The sequence below is a fragment of the Petrimonas sulfuriphila genome (assembly GCA_038561985.1).
Lineage (GTDB): Bacteria > Bacteroidota > Bacteroidia > Bacteroidales > Dysgonomonadaceae > Petrimonas > Petrimonas sulfuriphila.
Genome location: CP073276.1, coordinates 184106 through 200656 on the forward strand (window position 1 = coordinate 184106; position 16551 = coordinate 200656).

The following is a 16551-nucleotide window of genomic DNA, read 5'->3' on the forward strand; positions in this document are numbered from 1 at the left end:
CTTATTCTACAACTTCTACTTCGGTTCCGTCTATCAATCCGGCGTTACCTTGCACAATAACCCTGTCGCCTGCACTCAAGCCGGAAACAATCTCGTATTTATCTTCGATGCGGGTTCCTAATTGAACGAGGGTGTAAACCGCCTTTCCGTCTTTTTCAACGAAAACATACCTGTCGTTTGACCCGGTTTGTTTCAACACTGCCATATCGGGTACAAGCGGGCGATCGTTTGTTCCAAAATTCATGGTTACACGAGAAAACATTCCCGGACGGAGCCGCTGATCAGAATTATTGACTTCTATTTCTACCGGAAAAGTATGCGAAACAGGATTTAACGTAGGATGGATCAACGATACTTTTCCCTCGAAAACTTCGTCAGAGAGCGCATCTACCTGTACTTTTGCGGGCATTCCTTTTACCACCTGGCTATAGAACGATTCAGAAACATTGATGATAACCTTCACCGGATTAATGTTCTCAATGGTGAGAATAGGCTGACCACCAGCCATGTCTCCCGGATCGTAGTTTCGTACTGTCACCACTCCGTTGATCGGGCTCGTCAGGCGGGTGTTTTCACCCAGATTGTTCAGTGCAGTTTGAGCGACGTCGAGCTGGGCTTTTACCTGGTCGAGTTGTTGTTTGGAGATCCCTCCGACATTGTAGAGTTCCAGGTATCGCTCATAATCCCTTTTCAGTGTAGCCAGTTGCGTTTGCTGCTGTGAATAGTTGGCAGCATCCATAGTCACAACCGTCTGTCCTTTGCCCACCCGGCTGCCTACATCCACGTGAATGCTTCTGATACGCCCACCCATTGCCGGAGCAATGTTATTTACCGTATTGGCCTCAACCGTCGCGGTGAAAGTCGATAATTGGTCAACGGGGGTCAGCCGGACCTCTTCCACCTTTACGTTTTTCTTAACTGTTTCGGTTTGCGTTTCGTTCTTTGTCGTTTCTCCTCCGCAAGATGCGAAAAAAAAGAGAGCTGCCAGCGGCATAAATTTCAGCACGTTTTTCCGTTTCATATTTAAATTTGTTTGTATTTCTTAATTTGTTGCCTGGATATCATATCCGAGTGTCTTTTCCAAATCGGCTTTAGCAGCCAGATAATCGTAAATAGCGTTGCGATACTGCAGTTCTGCGTTTGTTATTGCCAGGGCAGCTGCGTTGACCTCAACAATGGTACCCATACCGGTTTCGTAACGCTTCTGTGTAATTTGATACCCTTTGCGCGCTTGCTCCACCGCCGATTCAGATGCCACTACTTGTTCCATACTCTTTGCCATCAGGTCCCAATTGTTTTTAATCGAGAGTTTCAATCCACGTTCCACGTCTTTTCGTTGTTCCTTCAACTGATAAAGCTGAATTTCGGACTGCTTCATGTTGTGATAGCGCTGCCCGCCGTTGAACAACGGAATCGAGAGCGTGACACCCAGCATGGAATACGGATCCCAGCGATAAGTGCTGAACTTGAAATCGTTGTTCTGACTCATATACATGTAATTAAACGACGAGACAAGTGTCGGTGCGAATTGGGATTTCTGCATCTCGTAGCCCTTTTTCGCCATATCAGCTTGCAGATCAAATTGCTTGATGTCGCTATTGTTCAGAAGCGACGTATCTGCAGGAATGATTGTATCGAACATGGCTTTCCGGTAATTATCGAGCGAACCGACTACTTTCAGCGGTATCTCGCTATCAATTCCCATAAGCATTTTCAATTGCAACTCGGCAATCTTCATCATGTTCTCCGACTGTAAGATACTTGGAATAAGGCTTTTGAGGCGAACATCAGCGGTAATCACATCGTATTCAGCCACCACACCCTGTTTAAAACGGTCCCTGATGTTCTCCAGGTTGAGCGAATCGGTAGCATACGTTTTCTTAAAAACATCGTAACTGTCTTGAGCTAGCAACAAGGAGTAAAACGATTTTTTTACCTGGTTCGTCAAATCAATGCGCGACGAACGGGCTTTCTCCATAGCGAGTTGAATATCCACCCGGCTCATCTGAATATTCTTCCATAACGAGGGCACCACCAAAGGCATACTTACGTTCAGGCCGGCGGTGTAAACATTCAGACGCCCCATTTGAATGCCTTCGCCGGCACTTTCAGGGTCTGGGGCAAACATTTTACCCACGGTCTCCATTATCTTCAATTCTTCGGGTGTATATTTTGTTGGATCGATAGCGCCGCCACCCATCCCGAAACCTTCATCAAAATATACGGTCTGCCGTTTAATAGCGCGTTGATATTGGCCGATAAGATCAAACTGTGGAAACAACGCCCCGTAAGCCGATTTCCGGGCATACTCTTTTTTGGTGATTTCCATATCGGCCACTTTTACGTTGGGATTTTCGCTGAGCGCGATCTCCAAAGCCGTGTTCAAATCTATTCGTAAACTGTCTGAATCCTGTGCAGCTGCCGTGGATAAACACAGCCCTCCCCAAGCCATCAGTAAAACGATACTTAATTGCTTTGCTCTCATATACAGTAATTAATTGTTTTCGTTTGTTTTGTTTGTAAGATAATCATCAATAATTTGAATCCCTTTATAGGTAGAAATTCCGCGAATAAAATTTACCATCATCGTAAAAAAAAGCTGCTGAAAGGAAAAAGGCGGTTTCTCAAGATACGCTGCACGAATATACGTGTAGGTACTCTCCTCCACCAGGAAGGCCGCCACGTCCACGTTCAGGTTCCCGCGGATATAACCTTGATCGATTCCCTGCTGCAGGTATGTTTTTATATGTATTTTATTGTTTTCAACATCTTGCTGAATCAGCTTGTAGATCCGGGGATAATACTTATAGATATCTTCGTAAAATTTAATGGAAGGCAGGTCCTTATTTTTATGGTATTCAATCAAATAAAGAAATACCTCAATCATATTTTCCGACCGGTTTATTACCTCCACAATCTTATTGTTCCTTTCATCGCGCTTGCCAGCCAGGTAAGTCAATAAGACCTCTTCCTTATCCCGGAAATTCTCGTAAAGAGTGCGTTTTGAAATGCCTAAAGAAGACGCTAGGTCATCCATAGAGACGTTTTTGATACCGTACTGGTAAAAAAGAGTACCTGCTCTTCTGACTATTCTTTCTTTTAGTGTCATCGTATTTAAAAAAACGCCACAAAGGTAATTCAGAAAACTCATAACATCAAATCGGTTTTCCAGGTTTTAACAAACTTTACAATAAGATTTTGTTACAAGCCCAGCCTTTCCCGAAGCCGCTTGTATCCGGAGGCACTGATTTTTATTTTATCACCGTTACTCAAGGTAAGCAGTTGATTTTGTTTCTCGTACAATTCGATGCGCAATATTTTTACCGTGTTGACCAAATAAGAACGATGCACCCTTACAAACTGCTTATCAGGCAAATGAAGTTGGAAATACTTCATGGTTTCTTCTTTCAAAAACTTGTCGGAATCGGTAAAAATACGCACATAATCGCCTTCGGCCCGGAAATAAACAATTTCTGAAACCTGAATCATGTTTATCTTTTGTCCCGATCTGATAACAATACGTTCGAGCGGTTGGATTTCTTCTGTGCCAATATCGCCTGGTTTCAACAAATCCTCTTCCGTATCCTCATCTACCGGCTGGGGAGAGGCCTCCCTTTCAGCAAGTCTTACCCTGAAAAACTGTACCAACAGGAGATATATGAGAAAAGCAACGAAAGCTTTCAGCGGAAACATCTTTATGGCTTCCATCAGGTTTTTCGGATTAAAAACCAAAAAAGCCGAAATATAACCTAAACCCGTCCAAATGGTTATGGCTAAGAAACCAAGTGCAGTGTAATTGATAAAACGCTGATAAATTTCCAATGTTTCAAAATTCCCGTACTTGACCACTTTCCAGAGCAAAAAACTTACACCTGTAAAAAACAACGCATTCATCATCCCGTCCAACATCAATTGGGGGAAAGGAAACGTTACAAGCGAACGGAATGCCAACGCCTGCATAAATGCATAGACGACGCACAGGACAGATATCGTCAATATACGCGATAAATTATTCGGAAGAAAAAAATTCATTTTACTAAAACTACTTACCGAATTTCACAACCACCAAAAACTATCTCGCCACTGATAAGCAACCGGCGAGAAGTATCGTGATTCGCTGATTTTGAGAAATGTTTATTATCCACTCCCCCCAAAACGGTACTTATCTTAGGCACAACCACCCAATCATCGGGCAGGTACAATTTTATGCCGCCAAATACGGCTTCAACCTGAAGGTACGTATCACCTTCGGGCAGTGATGCCCGGCGCAGATCGAGCTCTACTCCCCCAAAGACAACTTCAATTCGTCCTCCCCGGAACACAGGTTCCAGAAAAATATCTTCGATACCGCCGAAAACAACTTCCCGGACATAGATACCGTCTGTGCCTTCCATTTTATCAACATTCAAAGGCCGTTGTATATGACCATGACGATGGCAACAGGCTTTTTTTCCGAAAAGTATTTTTAATATAACTCCCGCTCCGACTACTATAAGCAGAACAGGCCAGAAGGTTGCGGTAAAACCTTCGTTAATACCCGGCAGCGCATCAGGATATAAATGAGCGATACGGGGCAATAGGAAAAAAGCAGCCAGGGCCAACCAGAAAAACAGGGCCAGATACTCTCTCTTAAAAAGGGCAATAATTGCAAAAACGACAAATAAAACAGGCCAGGAAAACACGACGGAACGTAACGCCGGATCGATCCAGCCAAAATTAAAAGCGAGAAACAACGTTCCCGCTAAAATCAGTAGAAAACCGAAAAGACCACCTTTCGATCTGCCCGAGAAATTCATTTGTTGCTCATTATTTTCCATAAGATATATTGTTTAAAACTTTTTTTTACACAAAGATACATACAAAGTGAAGCATCCGGCAAGACAAAATCGATGAAACGAGGTATTTTTCCCGACGAATGAAGTAAAATACCTGATGAATCTTCTGTGGAAAGACACAAAGTCAGAAATCTTTAACACATTCAAACTGAAATTGAAGAAAAACAGGAGTGGCGCATGACTGAAAATATTTTTCCTGATTTTTCCGTTTCTGCCTAAAAACAGATACCTTTGAAGTTTAATCATCAATTAAATCAATCAAGATGAAACAGAGAACCTCATTTACAACTTTTGCTGTCGTTTTCTCATTCCTGGTATTTTCGGGATTTCTGGTATTTTCGGGCTGCACCGGTAGTTCACAAAAAGGAACGTTAACGGTTGACAACCTGTTGTCGAATCCCGGGGAATATGTTGGACAACCTGTCACGGTTGTAGGCCTTGCCACGCACGTATGTGCCAAAAGCGGCATGAAACTTTTTTTACAAGGCAGTACCGACGCGCAGAGCATTCGTGCAGAGTCGAACAGTACACTGGGAAAATTCAACGAAACGTGCGTTGACAACAAGGTGGTGGTAAAAGGCACATTGGTGGAAGAGAGGATCACGGAAGCCGATCTTCAGAAAATGGAAAAAGAAATTGTCGAAAACACAACCGTTACTCACGGTGAAGGCGGTGAAGGTTGCGAAACCGAGCAAAAAGCCGAAGGTGTAGCAGTGGGCAGCTCTGAAATGGATCGCGTGAACGAATTCCGTAAACGATTAACAGAACGCAAAACTTCAGAAGGAAAAGATTACCTGTCGTTCTATCACATCGCCGCCGACTCATACAGCATTGTTAAAAAATGAAAACCGTGCCGTCGTTTTCGGGATTCACACCCGAAACCATACAGTTTCTGGTCGATCTCAAAGAGAACAACTTTCGCCAATGGTTCGAAGATCACCGTGAGCTTTACGAGATTGAACTGCTACAACCCTTCCGGGCATTGGTAAACACGCTCTCGCCGGCCATGCACAACATAGACTCCTTGTTTGAATTCCGCACGCACAAGGTATTATCGCGTATTTACCGCGACATCCGTTTCTCAAAAAACAAAGATCCTTACAACGCCTGCCTGTGGATGAGTTTTCAACGCATGGGCACATCGTGGGAAAATTTTCCGGGTTATTTTATGGAGCTTAACACGGAGCATGTCATGCTGGGTATGGGGCTCTTTGCACCCAAGCGCAAAGTGATGGATGTTTTCCGGGAGAAGATTGAAGGCGAACCCGACACTTTCCGGGAACTGGTTCAGAAAGATGTGTTTGGACGAGGTTTTTCGGTTGAAGGCGAAAGTTACAAGAAACCTGTCCACAACACCCTGTCCGACTTTTTTCAGCCCTGGATGAACCGGAAAGCTGTTTACGTGATGAAGACGCTTCCCGTTTCGGACGAAAGAATTTACAGCGATGCGCTCGCTCTTTTGCTTGCCGACGATTTCACTCATCTTGCCGGTCTATACCGGTTGATGGTGGAAGCCCGGGAAGAAGTTGCACCTCTATAAACATACTTGCATGATCTGTTTCCCCAACGCGAAAATAAATTTAGGACTAAACATTATTTCCAGACGTGGCGACGGTTACCACAACCTGGAAACCCTTTTTTATCCTATCGGATTAAGGGATGGATTAGAAATCGTTCCGTCAGGCCGGGAAGAAGATTTTCGTCTCTTCCAGACAGGAGCAACCATACAGGGAGATATGGACGACAACCTGGTCATAAAGGCCCTGAAACTGATTTCGGAGGAAAAAAAGATTCCCGGCATTGATATTCATTTATTCAAAAAGATCCCTTTCGGGGCAGGGTTGGGCGGAGGTTCATCGGATGCGGCATTTATGCTGAAATTACTGAACGACACGTTTTCCCTGGGTTATACCGTACCGGAATTGGAACAAAAAGCGGCGGAAATCGGTGCCGATTGCCCGTTTTTTATCAAAAATAAACCGGCTTTTGCAAAAGAGACAGGCAATCTGCTGGAAGAAGTGGATTTGGATTTGAGCAGCTACTTTTTCGTATTGGTAAAACCCGATATCACCGTTTCCACAAAAGAGGCTTACTCCCTGATTTCACCTGTGCCGCCGGAAATACCGCTTGGGGAGATTATCCAAAAACCGGTTTCCGAATGGAAAGGATTGCTGAAAAACGATTTTGAGCCGCCTATTTTCAAAAAATATCCCGAAATTTGCAGGATTAAAGAACAATTGTACGCCAAAGGCGCAGTATATGCATCCATGTCCGGCTCCGGCTCATCGGTTTACGGCTTTTTTGAGAAAGAGACGGACATAAGGTTTGACAATTGCTGGGTATGGAAAAATAAAGAATTATGAGATATAACCTCCTTCTGATCACACTGAGTGTACTATTACCGCTTTCGGCGCAACGGAACTTCATGCCGTCCGGCATCCATTCATTCGTGCCCATCACTGTTCAGCGACCGGTATTGCTGGACAGCACCGACCTCAAAGACAGCAAGTTTTCGGATGAAACGCTGCTCTCCTACTCCATTTCGTTTCCCGAACAGGAACGATTTACAACACTGTTGGAACCCGATACGGCAGGATTTTTCCACCTTCCGAAGCCGGAGAATGGATACGCGTTCCAGTTGCTTTCGTTCTTTGTTACCGGTGACCGCTACGGAAAGGGAAAACTAACCGTTACCTCGCCCAACCCGCTCGAACTTTACGTGAACGATGTAAAGCGTGCCACCAAAACGCAGGTAAACGACAGCATCCATCAATCGGGGTCGGTTGATGCTTTCCTAAACGGCTTTACGAACAACGCTCGGATCATCATCAAACTATTGGCATCGGCCGAAAACAAAATCGATCCGGCCGTCAAAATCGAACTGAAACCCGACAAAGGAGATTCCCTGTTGAATTTCTCCTTCAACAACATCGACAAACGCCGCATCTCCATCAACGATATCCTGGAGGGGACGAGGGTAAACAGTTCTTCTGTCTCCCCCAGCGGCAGGTTTGTTTTGCTCAGTTTGAGGGAAACAATAAAAGGCGGAGAGAACCGTAATTATACCGAGATTTACGATACACGGCAGAAACGAACCGTTTTGTCGGAGACAGCCAATCGTTCACAACTCAACTGGATGCCTAAATCCGACATTTTGTATTATGTAGCGGACAACAACGACGGCAGGACAATGTACACGCTCAACCCGTTGACTTCGGAAACAAAAATCATTGCTCAACAGCTTCCGAAAGAAAATTTCCACGTGGCTCCCGACGAAAAATCGATGTTCTACTCGTCCAAAGAGACCCTGTCCGTCACTACGCCTAGTGGACTAAGAAGGCTTATCGGTATTGATGACCGCCAGGCCCATTATCGCGACAGGTTCTACCTCTACCGTTATTTTTTTGAAACGGGATTTGCCCAGCAGCTCACTTTCGGAAGGCAGACCGCTACGTTGAACGACGTTACCGATGACGTGAAATACCTGCTTTTCTCTACTTCGGGGGAGGACTTATCACAACGCCCTTTCAGCAAAAGCAGCCTGTATATGCTGAACCTCGAAACAATGGCTGTTGATACCGTCTGGAAAGACCAAACATACACCTATTCGGCGCAGTTTTCTCCCGACGGCAAGCAGTTACTGATTCACGGCGCACCCGAAGCTTTCAACGGTATCGGATTGAATGTCAAAGAAGGACAAATCGCCAACAGTTACGACACTCAGTCTTTTATTATGGACCTGGCAACCCGGCGTGTTGATCCTGTAACGAAACATTTTGATCCCGCTATCAATGCCCAGGAATGGAACTCTGCGGATCATTCCATCTATTACCGCGTGGAAGAAGGAGACCGGGCCAACGTGTATCGCTACTCGCCCAAAACCAAGAAGTTCGACAAACTTCCCTTGAAAGAGGATGTTATCCGTTCGTTCAGCATCTCCGGAAACGGACGGTGGGCCGCTTATACCGGGGTGAGTGTTTCCAATTCCAACAGAAGTTACCTGCTTGACCTGAAAACAAACGAATCTACATTGATTTCCGACCCATATGCCAAACAACTCAACACCCTAGTCCTGGGCGAAGTGAAGGATTGGAAATTCACCAGTTCTTTTGGCGATGAAATAGAAGGCAGGTACTACCTCCCTCCCCACTTCAATCCGAACAGGAAGTATCCACTTATCGTATATTATTACGGAGGCTCAAGCCCTACCTCCCGCGGTTTTGAAAGCACTTATCCGTTGCACGTTTATGCGGCACAGGACTACGTTGTTTATACGCTGCAACCGAGCGGAACCACCGGATACGGACAGGAATTCTCTGCCCGCCACGTAAATGCCTGGGGTGATCAAACGGCGGAAGAAATCATTGAAGGCGTACAAAAATTTGTTGCCGAACACCCGTTTGTGGATGGCACAAAAATTGGGAACATCGGGGCTTCATACGGCGGATTCATGACACAATACCTGATTACCCGAACCGATATGTTTGCCGCATCGGTTTCTCACGCGGGAATCAGTAACATTACCAGCTATTGGGGCGAAGGGTATTGGGGATATTCCTACAGCGCGGGAGCAAGTGCGGGCAGTTATCCCTGGAACAATCCGAAGCTTTACACGGAACAAAGCCCGCTCTTCCATGCGGATAAAATTAAAAACCCACTGCTACTGTTGCACGGTACCGCCGATACGAATGTCCCCATCGGCGAAAGTATTCAGATGTATACGGCTCTGAAGTTGTTGAACAAGCCGGTGGAATTTATCCAGGTGGAGGGTGAAAATCACGCTATCTACGATTACGATAAACGCATCGCCTGGAACAACGCCATTTACGCGTGGTTCGCCAAGTGGCTCAAAGGTGATTCACGTTGGTGGGACTCGATGTTCGGAGAGAAATAGATTTATAAAGCTAATGTGAAGAATCTAAATAAAGATGATAGACATCAATAAAATACGCAATAACGTTGAACAGATTGCCTGTTCAACGGGAGAATTTCTGAAAGAACAGCAAGCACAATTGCATCAATCGGATATTGAACTGAAAGGTACGCGAAATTTCGTAACGCACATCGATACGGAAGCCGAAAAAATGTTGGTGAAAAAATTGGGAGAATTGATTCCCGGCGCTACTTTCCTTACCGAAGAGGGCACCGTCACTTACGTTGATGGACAGTACACTTGGATCATCGATCCACTGGACGGAACCACCAATTACGTTCACGGTGACACTCCGTTTTCTGTAAGTGTCGCATTGATGAAGGACCGGGAGATTATTCTGGGAGTTGTCTACGACCCCGTTGCCGACGAGCTGTTTTCCGCTTCTGCCAAAGGTAAGGTTACCCTGAACGGGAATTCCTTTAAAACCAGTTTGCACCAAACGCTTACGAACGGATACATCGGGTTCGGGATCCCTTATTCCCTTGATGACCGGGGAGAGAAAATACTTAAGAACGCCGCGGGACAATTCCGAAAATGCAGTTTTCGGATCAAAGGCTCGGCAGCCATTGAAATCTGTTATGTTGCCTGCGGAAGAAGCGATGCCTATTTCCATTCAGGCCTCTCACCTTGGGATGTGGCGGCCGGAACCTTTATCCTGGAATGTGCCGGAGGCACATGCACCGATTTTTCGGGAGGCCGCAATTATATTTTCAACAAAGAACTGGTGGCCAGCAACGGAAAGATCCACCAGGAGATAATGGATAAAATCATCAATAACGGAGAAACTAACCCATAACCCGACATGGATAACCAAGTAGTTCTTACCGCATTTCTCCTTACGCTGTTTGCCGGACTTTCAACCGGCATTGGAAGCCTTATTGCGCTCATCGCCAAGCGTACCAATACCAATTTCCTGAGCTTCGCCTTAGGGTTGTCGGCAGGGGTAATGATTTACGTTTCATTTATGGAGATGTTGCCCAAGGCACTCGAAATGCTATCGGAGTCCTTTGGCGAAAAAACAGCAAACCTGTATATGCTTCTGGCACTTTTTGGAGGGATTGCCTTTATTGCGCTTATCGACTTCCTGGTTCCCAAATCGAGCAACCCTCATGAGATGCACGGTGTGGAAGAAATGAAGAAAAATAAGCTGCGGTTAAAACATACCGGTATCATTACCGCACTCACTATTGGCATCCACAATTTCCCCGAAGGGATTGCTACGTTTATGACAGCGATTAACTCGCTGGAAGTCGCTATACCCATTACGGTAGCCATTGCTATCCACAATATACCGGAAGGCATTGCTGTTGCTGTTCCCATCTATCACGCTACAGGAAGCCGAAAAAAAGCCTTTTGGTTATCGTTTTCATCGGGTCTGGCAGAGCCGGTAGGAGCCATTATTGCTTACCTCTTTCTGATCAGGTTCTGGAATCCCGTACTCGATGCACTTATTCTGGCTATAATTGCCGGGGTTATGATATATATATCGTTGGACGAACTACTTCCGAGTGCCGAGAAATACGGAAAGCACCACCTCTCGATCATTGGCCTGGTTACAGGAATGGTTATTATGGCGGTCAGTTTATATTTGTTTATTTGACAAGCACGATTGCTGAGAAATTGATTAACTTTGTACACTATCTATACACACTTTAACAACATCAGACATGACTACCGATATAAAAGCAATTGGAGAACGCATAAAAGGATTGCGCGACGCCCTGGATTTCACGCCCGGCGAAATGGCTCAACGCCTTGAGCTTGAAACAAGTGTCTATCTAGCCTATGAAGAAGGGAAAAACGACATTTCCATATCGCTCCTTAAGCGTATCGAGAAGGAGTTTAATGTGGACCTGGCTACGCTGATGTTCGGTACGGAGCCAAGAATGACCTCCTACTTCGTGACCCGTAAGGATCAAGGCCTCGCTGTTGAACGCGTTGCAGCATATAAATATCAGTCGTTGACGGCTGGATTCACCCACAATATGGGCGACGTCTTCATCGTAACGGTAGAACCAAAAGCAAAGGACACCGATTTTTTCTTAAATATTCATCCCGGACAGGAATTCAACCTCGTGCTCGAAGGAAGCCTACTTTTCCATCATAACGGTAAAAACATCACATTAAACGAAGGCGACAGCATTTATTTCGATTCCTCATTACCCCATGGGATGAAAGCGTTGAACAACAAAGCAGTGAAATTCCTGGCTGTGGTGATCGAGCCATAGGCTGATCAACAACGCAACCTATAACGTGCAGCTAATTAGTTACGCGAACAAATTACGTGAAGCAGAATTTTATGTTAGAAAAATTTTTAAAACAAATCTCGTTTTCATCGCATCAGGATTTTGTAGACAACTATGCAATCCAAGTTCCCGAGAATTTTAATTTCGCCTACGATGTGGTGGACGAATGGGCAAAAACACATCCCACCAAACGCGCTTTGTGCTGGACAAACGATAAAGGCCAACACAAAGACTTAAACTTTTCCCAGTTAAAAAAGTTATCCGATAAAACGGCATCGTTCCTCCTTTCCCTGGGCATACGGAAAGGCGATATGGTGATGTTGATTCTCAAACGGAACATCGAGTTCTGGCACGTTATCCTGGCTCTTCATAAAATAGGAGCCGTGGCTATTCCCGCCACACACCTGCTTACCGACAAGGACATTGTTTATCGTGCCAATGCAGCTGACATCAAGGCGATAATTACTTCACAAGACGACAATCTGATTGAGCACGTAAACGGAGCCATGCCAAAATCACCGTCGGTAAAATACCGGATTATGATTGGAAAGAACATTCCCGAAGGGTGGATTGACTTTCACAACGGCGTAGAGAATGCCGTACCGTTTGTGAAACCCGAACAGGTGAACAAGAACGAGGATATCATGATTCTCTATTTCACGTCGGGAACCACAGGACAACCCAAAATGGTCATCCACGACTTTACCTATCCCCTCGGGCACATCACCACCGCAAAATTCTGGCACAACCTGCACGAGAACAGCATACACCTGACCTTAGCCGATACCGGATGGGCGAAAGCCGTGTGGGGAAAACTCTACGGGCAATGGATTGTGGGTGCATGCGTGTTTGTGTACGATTTTGAAGGACGGTTCATCCCTGCCGATGTGCTCTCGATGATTTCGAAATACCGAGTAACCTCACTTTGTGCTCCACCAACTATCTTCAGGTTTCTCATTCGCGAGGAGCTGGACAAATACGATTTATCGTCACTGGAATACTGTACCACTGCAGGGGAAGCGTTAAATCCTTCGGTCTTCGAAACATTTTACCGGAAAACCGGAATCAAGATGATGGAAGCTTTTGGGCAGACCGAAACGGCTCCCACTGTCATTACTTTCCCCTGGATAGAACCTAAACCCGGTTCAATGGGTATGCCTAATCCCCTCTATAAAATGGATTTGCTTACATACGACGGTCGTTCAGCAGAAGACGGCGAGCAGGGTGAAATTGTATTTCGTACCGATGAAGGACGTCCATTGGCTCTGTTTATGGGATACTATCGCGATGAAGAACTCACACGCAGCGTATATACCAATAACCTTTACCGTACCGGCGATATGGCCTGGCGCGACGAAGACGGTTATTACTGGTTTGTAGGACGGACCGACGATATCATCAAAAGTTCCGGTTACCGAATTGGTCCGTTTGAAGTGGAAAGCGCCGTTATGACACACCCCGCTGTTGTGGAATGCGCCATTACCGGTGTACCCGATGAAATTCGAGGGCAAGTGATCAAAGCCACCATCGTTTTAGCACCACAATACAAAGAGAAAGCAAATGACGACTTGGCACACGATATTCAGGAGCACGTGAAAAACGTAACAGCACCCTACAAATATCCACGCATCATTGAATTCGTAAATGAACTGCCAAAAACCATAAGTGGAAAAATCCGACGGGTGGAGATCAGGGGAAAAGACAGTTGATCCAAAACAAAATGCCTATTGAAACGTTAAACAGAAAATTTTAATGATATTCTTATGACACTAGCACGTAAGTCAGCTTGCACCCCACCTTCAACGACCGGATGGGAGTCAACCAGCCTCCCGCTTCGCTCAATTGTCATAACCACTTTAATAAAAAAAATTAAACGATAACAACCGTATGAAAAAAGCATATGTATTTCCCGGACAAGGAGCACAGTTTGTCGGTATGGGAAAAGAGTTGTACGAGACATCACCGTTGGCGAAAGAAATGTTCGAGAAAGCCAACGAAGTTTTGGGTTTCCGTATTACGGATTTAATGTTCGGAGGGACAGACGAAGATCTTCGCCAGACAAAAGTCACCCAGCCGGCTATTTTTCTTCATTCCGTAATTCTCGCTAAAACTATGGGAGGCGAGTTCAGTCCCAGTATGACTGCAGGCCACTCATTGGGAGAATTTTCAGCGTTGGTGGCCACCGGAGCCTTGTCGTTCGAAGATGGATTAAAACTGGTTTATAAACGTGCGTTGGCCATGCAGAAAGCATGCGAAAAGAACCCTTCGACCATGGCTGCCATACTGGCCCTGTCCGATGATAAGGTCGAAGAAATTTGCGCCGGGATCGACGAGGTAGTTGTTCCTGCCAATTACAATTGTCCGGGACAGATTGTAATTTCCGGATCGCTGAAAGGGATTGAAATCGCTTGCGAGAAAATGAAAGAAGCCGGTGCCAAAAGGGCTCTCCCGCTAAAAGTGGGTGGGGCATTCCACTCACCGCTCATGGATCCCGCTAAAATAGAATTATCCGAAGCAATTGCTGCGACCTCCTTCTCCAGGCCCTGTTGTCCGGTTTATCAGAATGTTTCTACAATCGGAGAGACCGACCCGGAAGTTATAAAAGCAAATCTAGTGGCACAGCTGACTGCGCCTGTAAAATGGACTCAATCGATTCAGAACATGATTGCCGACGGCGCCTCCGAGTTTATGGAGCTTGGCCCGGGAAACGTACTGCAAGGCTTGGTATCGAAGATCGATAAAAACGTAACTGTTTCGGGGAAACAATAAAAGTGACGACAGACCTCCAAGAGTCTAAAAGGGAAGCGGTCTGACATCCGATGTCTATTTAAGTTTTGTTAGTGAAACTAATTTGTTAAAATCGAAAATACAAAATACATTTGTTCGCATATTCATCAAAAAACCGAAAAAATGAAAAAATTAACGATCATGGCTGTGCTTGCCTTTTGTAGCATAACACTTTTTGCACAATATGACGGCCCAACCGCACCCGATTATAAATTAATTGAACGGAACATAAACAACAGTTCTTCCAACTTCAATTATTCCAATTTGATGGAACGCTATAAACTGGGAGACTCTACGATGACAGTGGATGAACAGCGTCATTTGTATTTTGGTTATGTTTTTCAACCATCGTACAATCCGGCTGATACGTCGCAGTACAATGCCCGGATGGCCACCGTTCTTAACAAACAGCATTTTTCAGACCGGGATTATGATGACGTATTGCAGTTTGCCGATGCTTTACTGGCAGAAGATCCGTTTAACATGCGGGCCTTAAACGCCAAATTATTGGTTTATGCGCAAAAAAATAATGTGGATGCATACAAAAAAACAGCTCAACAAAGAAACATTGTACAACGAGCTATTATCAGCTCGGGCGATGGAATGTTGAAGTCGACCCCTTATTACGTGATAAAGGTTTCTCACGAATACGACTTGTTGGGCTTTTTAGGTTTTAAGTTCGGAGGCCAGGATAAAATCGAGAAAAACTGCGACTGCAACTCCTTGACGCTTGCCCCCAACCGGTTTGGGGTGGATAAAATGTACTTCAATATTTCGCCTACTTTCGATTATGTCAAACGAAAAGGAAGCGGGAAGATTTAAATTATCCTTCTCTTTGTTATTCAAATGACCGAAAGATGCAACTTCAACGAAAAATAGATCAACTTTTTATTGAACAGCAAAGGGATTGGGAACAACTGAGAGCTGGCACAGAACAGCTTGATCACATAAACGTAAAAGAATTCAATTGGGGGAACGAACTAAAAGTGGACATCCAGTTCAATCCATCTCGCATTGAATCTGTATCTGCTAAGGTGGACAAGAGCAATATCGAAAAACGGCCCTGTTTCTTATGCGAGAAAAACCGTCCAAAAGTTCAGTCGGGAATCCCGTTTCTCGATAAGTACATCATTCTCCTCAATCCCTTTCCTATCTTACGTAACCACCTGACCATTACACTACACTCGCACGTTCCTCAGCGTATCCGTAAAAAAACAGGCGACATGCTGACGCTTGCCGAGCTTCTGCCAGACTACATTGTCTTCTATAACGGGCCAAAGTGCGGGGCATCGGCACCCGATCACTTTCACTTGCAGGCAGGGTTAAAGTCCCCCATACTGATGGCCGGAGAAAACGAACTTCGATCGTGTCTGGTTATTGAAAGTACTTCGAAATCAGAGGTGGAAGAACGTTTCGAAGATGTGTACCAATACCTGCACAGCCGACAGCCCGAAGAGGAAGAACCTTTGTTCAATCTCATTGCATTTGTTGAAAATAACCGCTACGTGCTGCATATTTTTCCTCGTAAGGCTCACCGTCCCAGGCAATTTTATGAAGAAGGCAAACGGCAGCTGCTTGTCAGCCCGGGCGCCATTGATATGGCTGGACTGATCATCACGGTACGTGAAGAAGATTTTAATAAAATCAGAAAAGAAGAGATAGTAGACATTTACTCCCAGGTTTCGATGCCGATAATATAACCTATCTTAATCTTTTCATCTTTGCTCTTTGTTCTTTGCTCTCAACTTAA

The 16551-nt window shown here is 45.1% G+C and carries 16 protein-coding genes; 11 read left to right on the top strand and 5 right to left on the bottom strand.

What is annotated here, in order from left to right:
- Position 1 precedes the first annotated feature (1 nt).
- From KCV26_00630 to KCV26_00650, 5 genes are all read right to left on the bottom strand, one after another.
- Positions 2-994 (bottom strand): efflux RND transporter periplasmic adaptor subunit, encoded by a 993-nt coding sequence (locus KCV26_00630; GenBank protein ID WZX38286.1) that lies wholly within the window; start codon positions 992-994, stop codon positions 2-4.
- Positions 995-1042: 48 nt separating this feature from the next.
- Positions 1043-2452, bottom strand: coding sequence for a TolC family protein (locus tag KCV26_00635; GenBank protein ID WZX38287.1), 1410 nt, complete (start codon positions 2450-2452; stop codon positions 1043-1045).
- 42 nt (positions 2453-2494) lie between these two features.
- Positions 2495-3109, bottom strand: a complete 615-nt coding sequence (locus KCV26_00640; GenBank protein ID WZX36931.1) for a TetR/AcrR family transcriptional regulator — start codon at positions 3107-3109, stop codon at positions 2495-2497.
- Between the two features lie 92 nt (positions 3110-3201).
- Positions 3202-4032: a LytTR family transcriptional regulator DNA-binding domain-containing protein gene (locus tag KCV26_00645; protein WZX36932.1), complete on the bottom strand. Its 831-nt coding sequence runs from the start codon at positions 4030-4032 to the stop codon at positions 3202-3204.
- Positions 4033-4046: 14 nt separating this feature from the next.
- A complete protein-coding gene (locus tag KCV26_00650) occupies positions 4047-4817 on the bottom strand; it encodes a hypothetical protein (protein WZX36933.1) in 771 nt (256 codons plus the stop codon).
- Between the two features lie 281 nt (positions 4818-5098).
- Here KCV26_00650 and KCV26_00655 point away from each other — a divergent pair, with 281 nt between their 5' ends.
- The 11 genes from KCV26_00655 (at position 5099) to KCV26_00705 (ending at position 16501) form a co-directional block, all read left to right on the top strand.
- The gene (locus KCV26_00655) at positions 5099-5680 is read left to right on the top strand and encodes a hypothetical protein (protein WZX36934.1); all 582 of its coding nucleotides are present in this window, start codon (positions 5099-5101) and stop codon (positions 5678-5680) included.
- Entirely contained in the window at positions 5677-6375 is a 699-nt protein-coding gene (locus KCV26_00660; protein WZX36935.1) for a DUF2461 domain-containing protein, read from the top strand. Before KCV26_00655 ends, KCV26_00660 begins: the two co-directional genes overlap by 4 nt.
- A gap of 10 nt (positions 6376-6385) precedes the next feature.
- The gene (locus tag KCV26_00665; GenBank protein ID WZX36936.1) at positions 6386-7198 is read left to right on the top strand and encodes a 4-(cytidine 5'-diphospho)-2-C-methyl-D-erythritol kinase; all 813 of its coding nucleotides are present in this window, start codon (positions 6386-6388) and stop codon (positions 7196-7198) included.
- Positions 7195-9729 (top strand): S9 family peptidase, encoded by a 2535-nt coding sequence (locus KCV26_00670; protein WZX36937.1) that lies wholly within the window; start codon positions 7195-7197, stop codon positions 9727-9729. The genes KCV26_00665 and KCV26_00670 overlap by 4 nt, the downstream gene beginning before the upstream one ends.
- Positions 9730-9763: 34 nt before the next feature.
- Positions 9764-10564 carry an inositol monophosphatase gene (locus KCV26_00675; protein WZX36938.1) on the top strand — a complete coding sequence of 267 codons (801 nt, stop codon included), beginning with the start codon at positions 9764-9766 and terminating at the stop codon, positions 10562-10564.
- Positions 10565-10570: 6 nt separating this feature from the next.
- Entirely contained in the window at positions 10571-11368 is a 798-nt protein-coding gene (zupT, locus tag KCV26_00680; protein ID WZX36939.1) for a zinc transporter ZupT, read from the top strand.
- 67 nt (positions 11369-11435) lie between these two features.
- The gene (locus tag KCV26_00685; protein WZX36940.1) at positions 11436-11996 is read left to right on the top strand and encodes a helix-turn-helix transcriptional regulator; all 561 of its coding nucleotides are present in this window, start codon (positions 11436-11438) and stop codon (positions 11994-11996) included.
- Between the two features lie 71 nt (positions 11997-12067).
- Complete coding sequence (locus KCV26_00690; GenBank protein WZX36941.1) at positions 12068-13723, top strand: AMP-binding protein; 1656 nt, start codon at positions 12068-12070, stop codon at positions 13721-13723.
- A gap of 178 nt (positions 13724-13901) precedes the next feature.
- Positions 13902-14783 (top strand): ACP S-malonyltransferase, encoded by an 882-nt coding sequence (gene fabD, locus KCV26_00695; GenBank protein ID WZX36942.1) that lies wholly within the window; start codon positions 13902-13904, stop codon positions 14781-14783.
- Between the two features lie 141 nt (positions 14784-14924).
- Positions 14925-15623, top strand: a complete 699-nt coding sequence (locus KCV26_00700; GenBank protein WZX36943.1) for a DUF4919 domain-containing protein — start codon at positions 14925-14927, stop codon at positions 15621-15623.
- A gap of 35 nt (positions 15624-15658) precedes the next feature.
- Positions 15659-16501, top strand: a complete 843-nt coding sequence (locus KCV26_00705) for a DUF4922 domain-containing protein (protein WZX36944.1) — start codon at positions 15659-15661, stop codon at positions 16499-16501.
- Positions 16502-16551 lie beyond the last annotated feature (50 nt).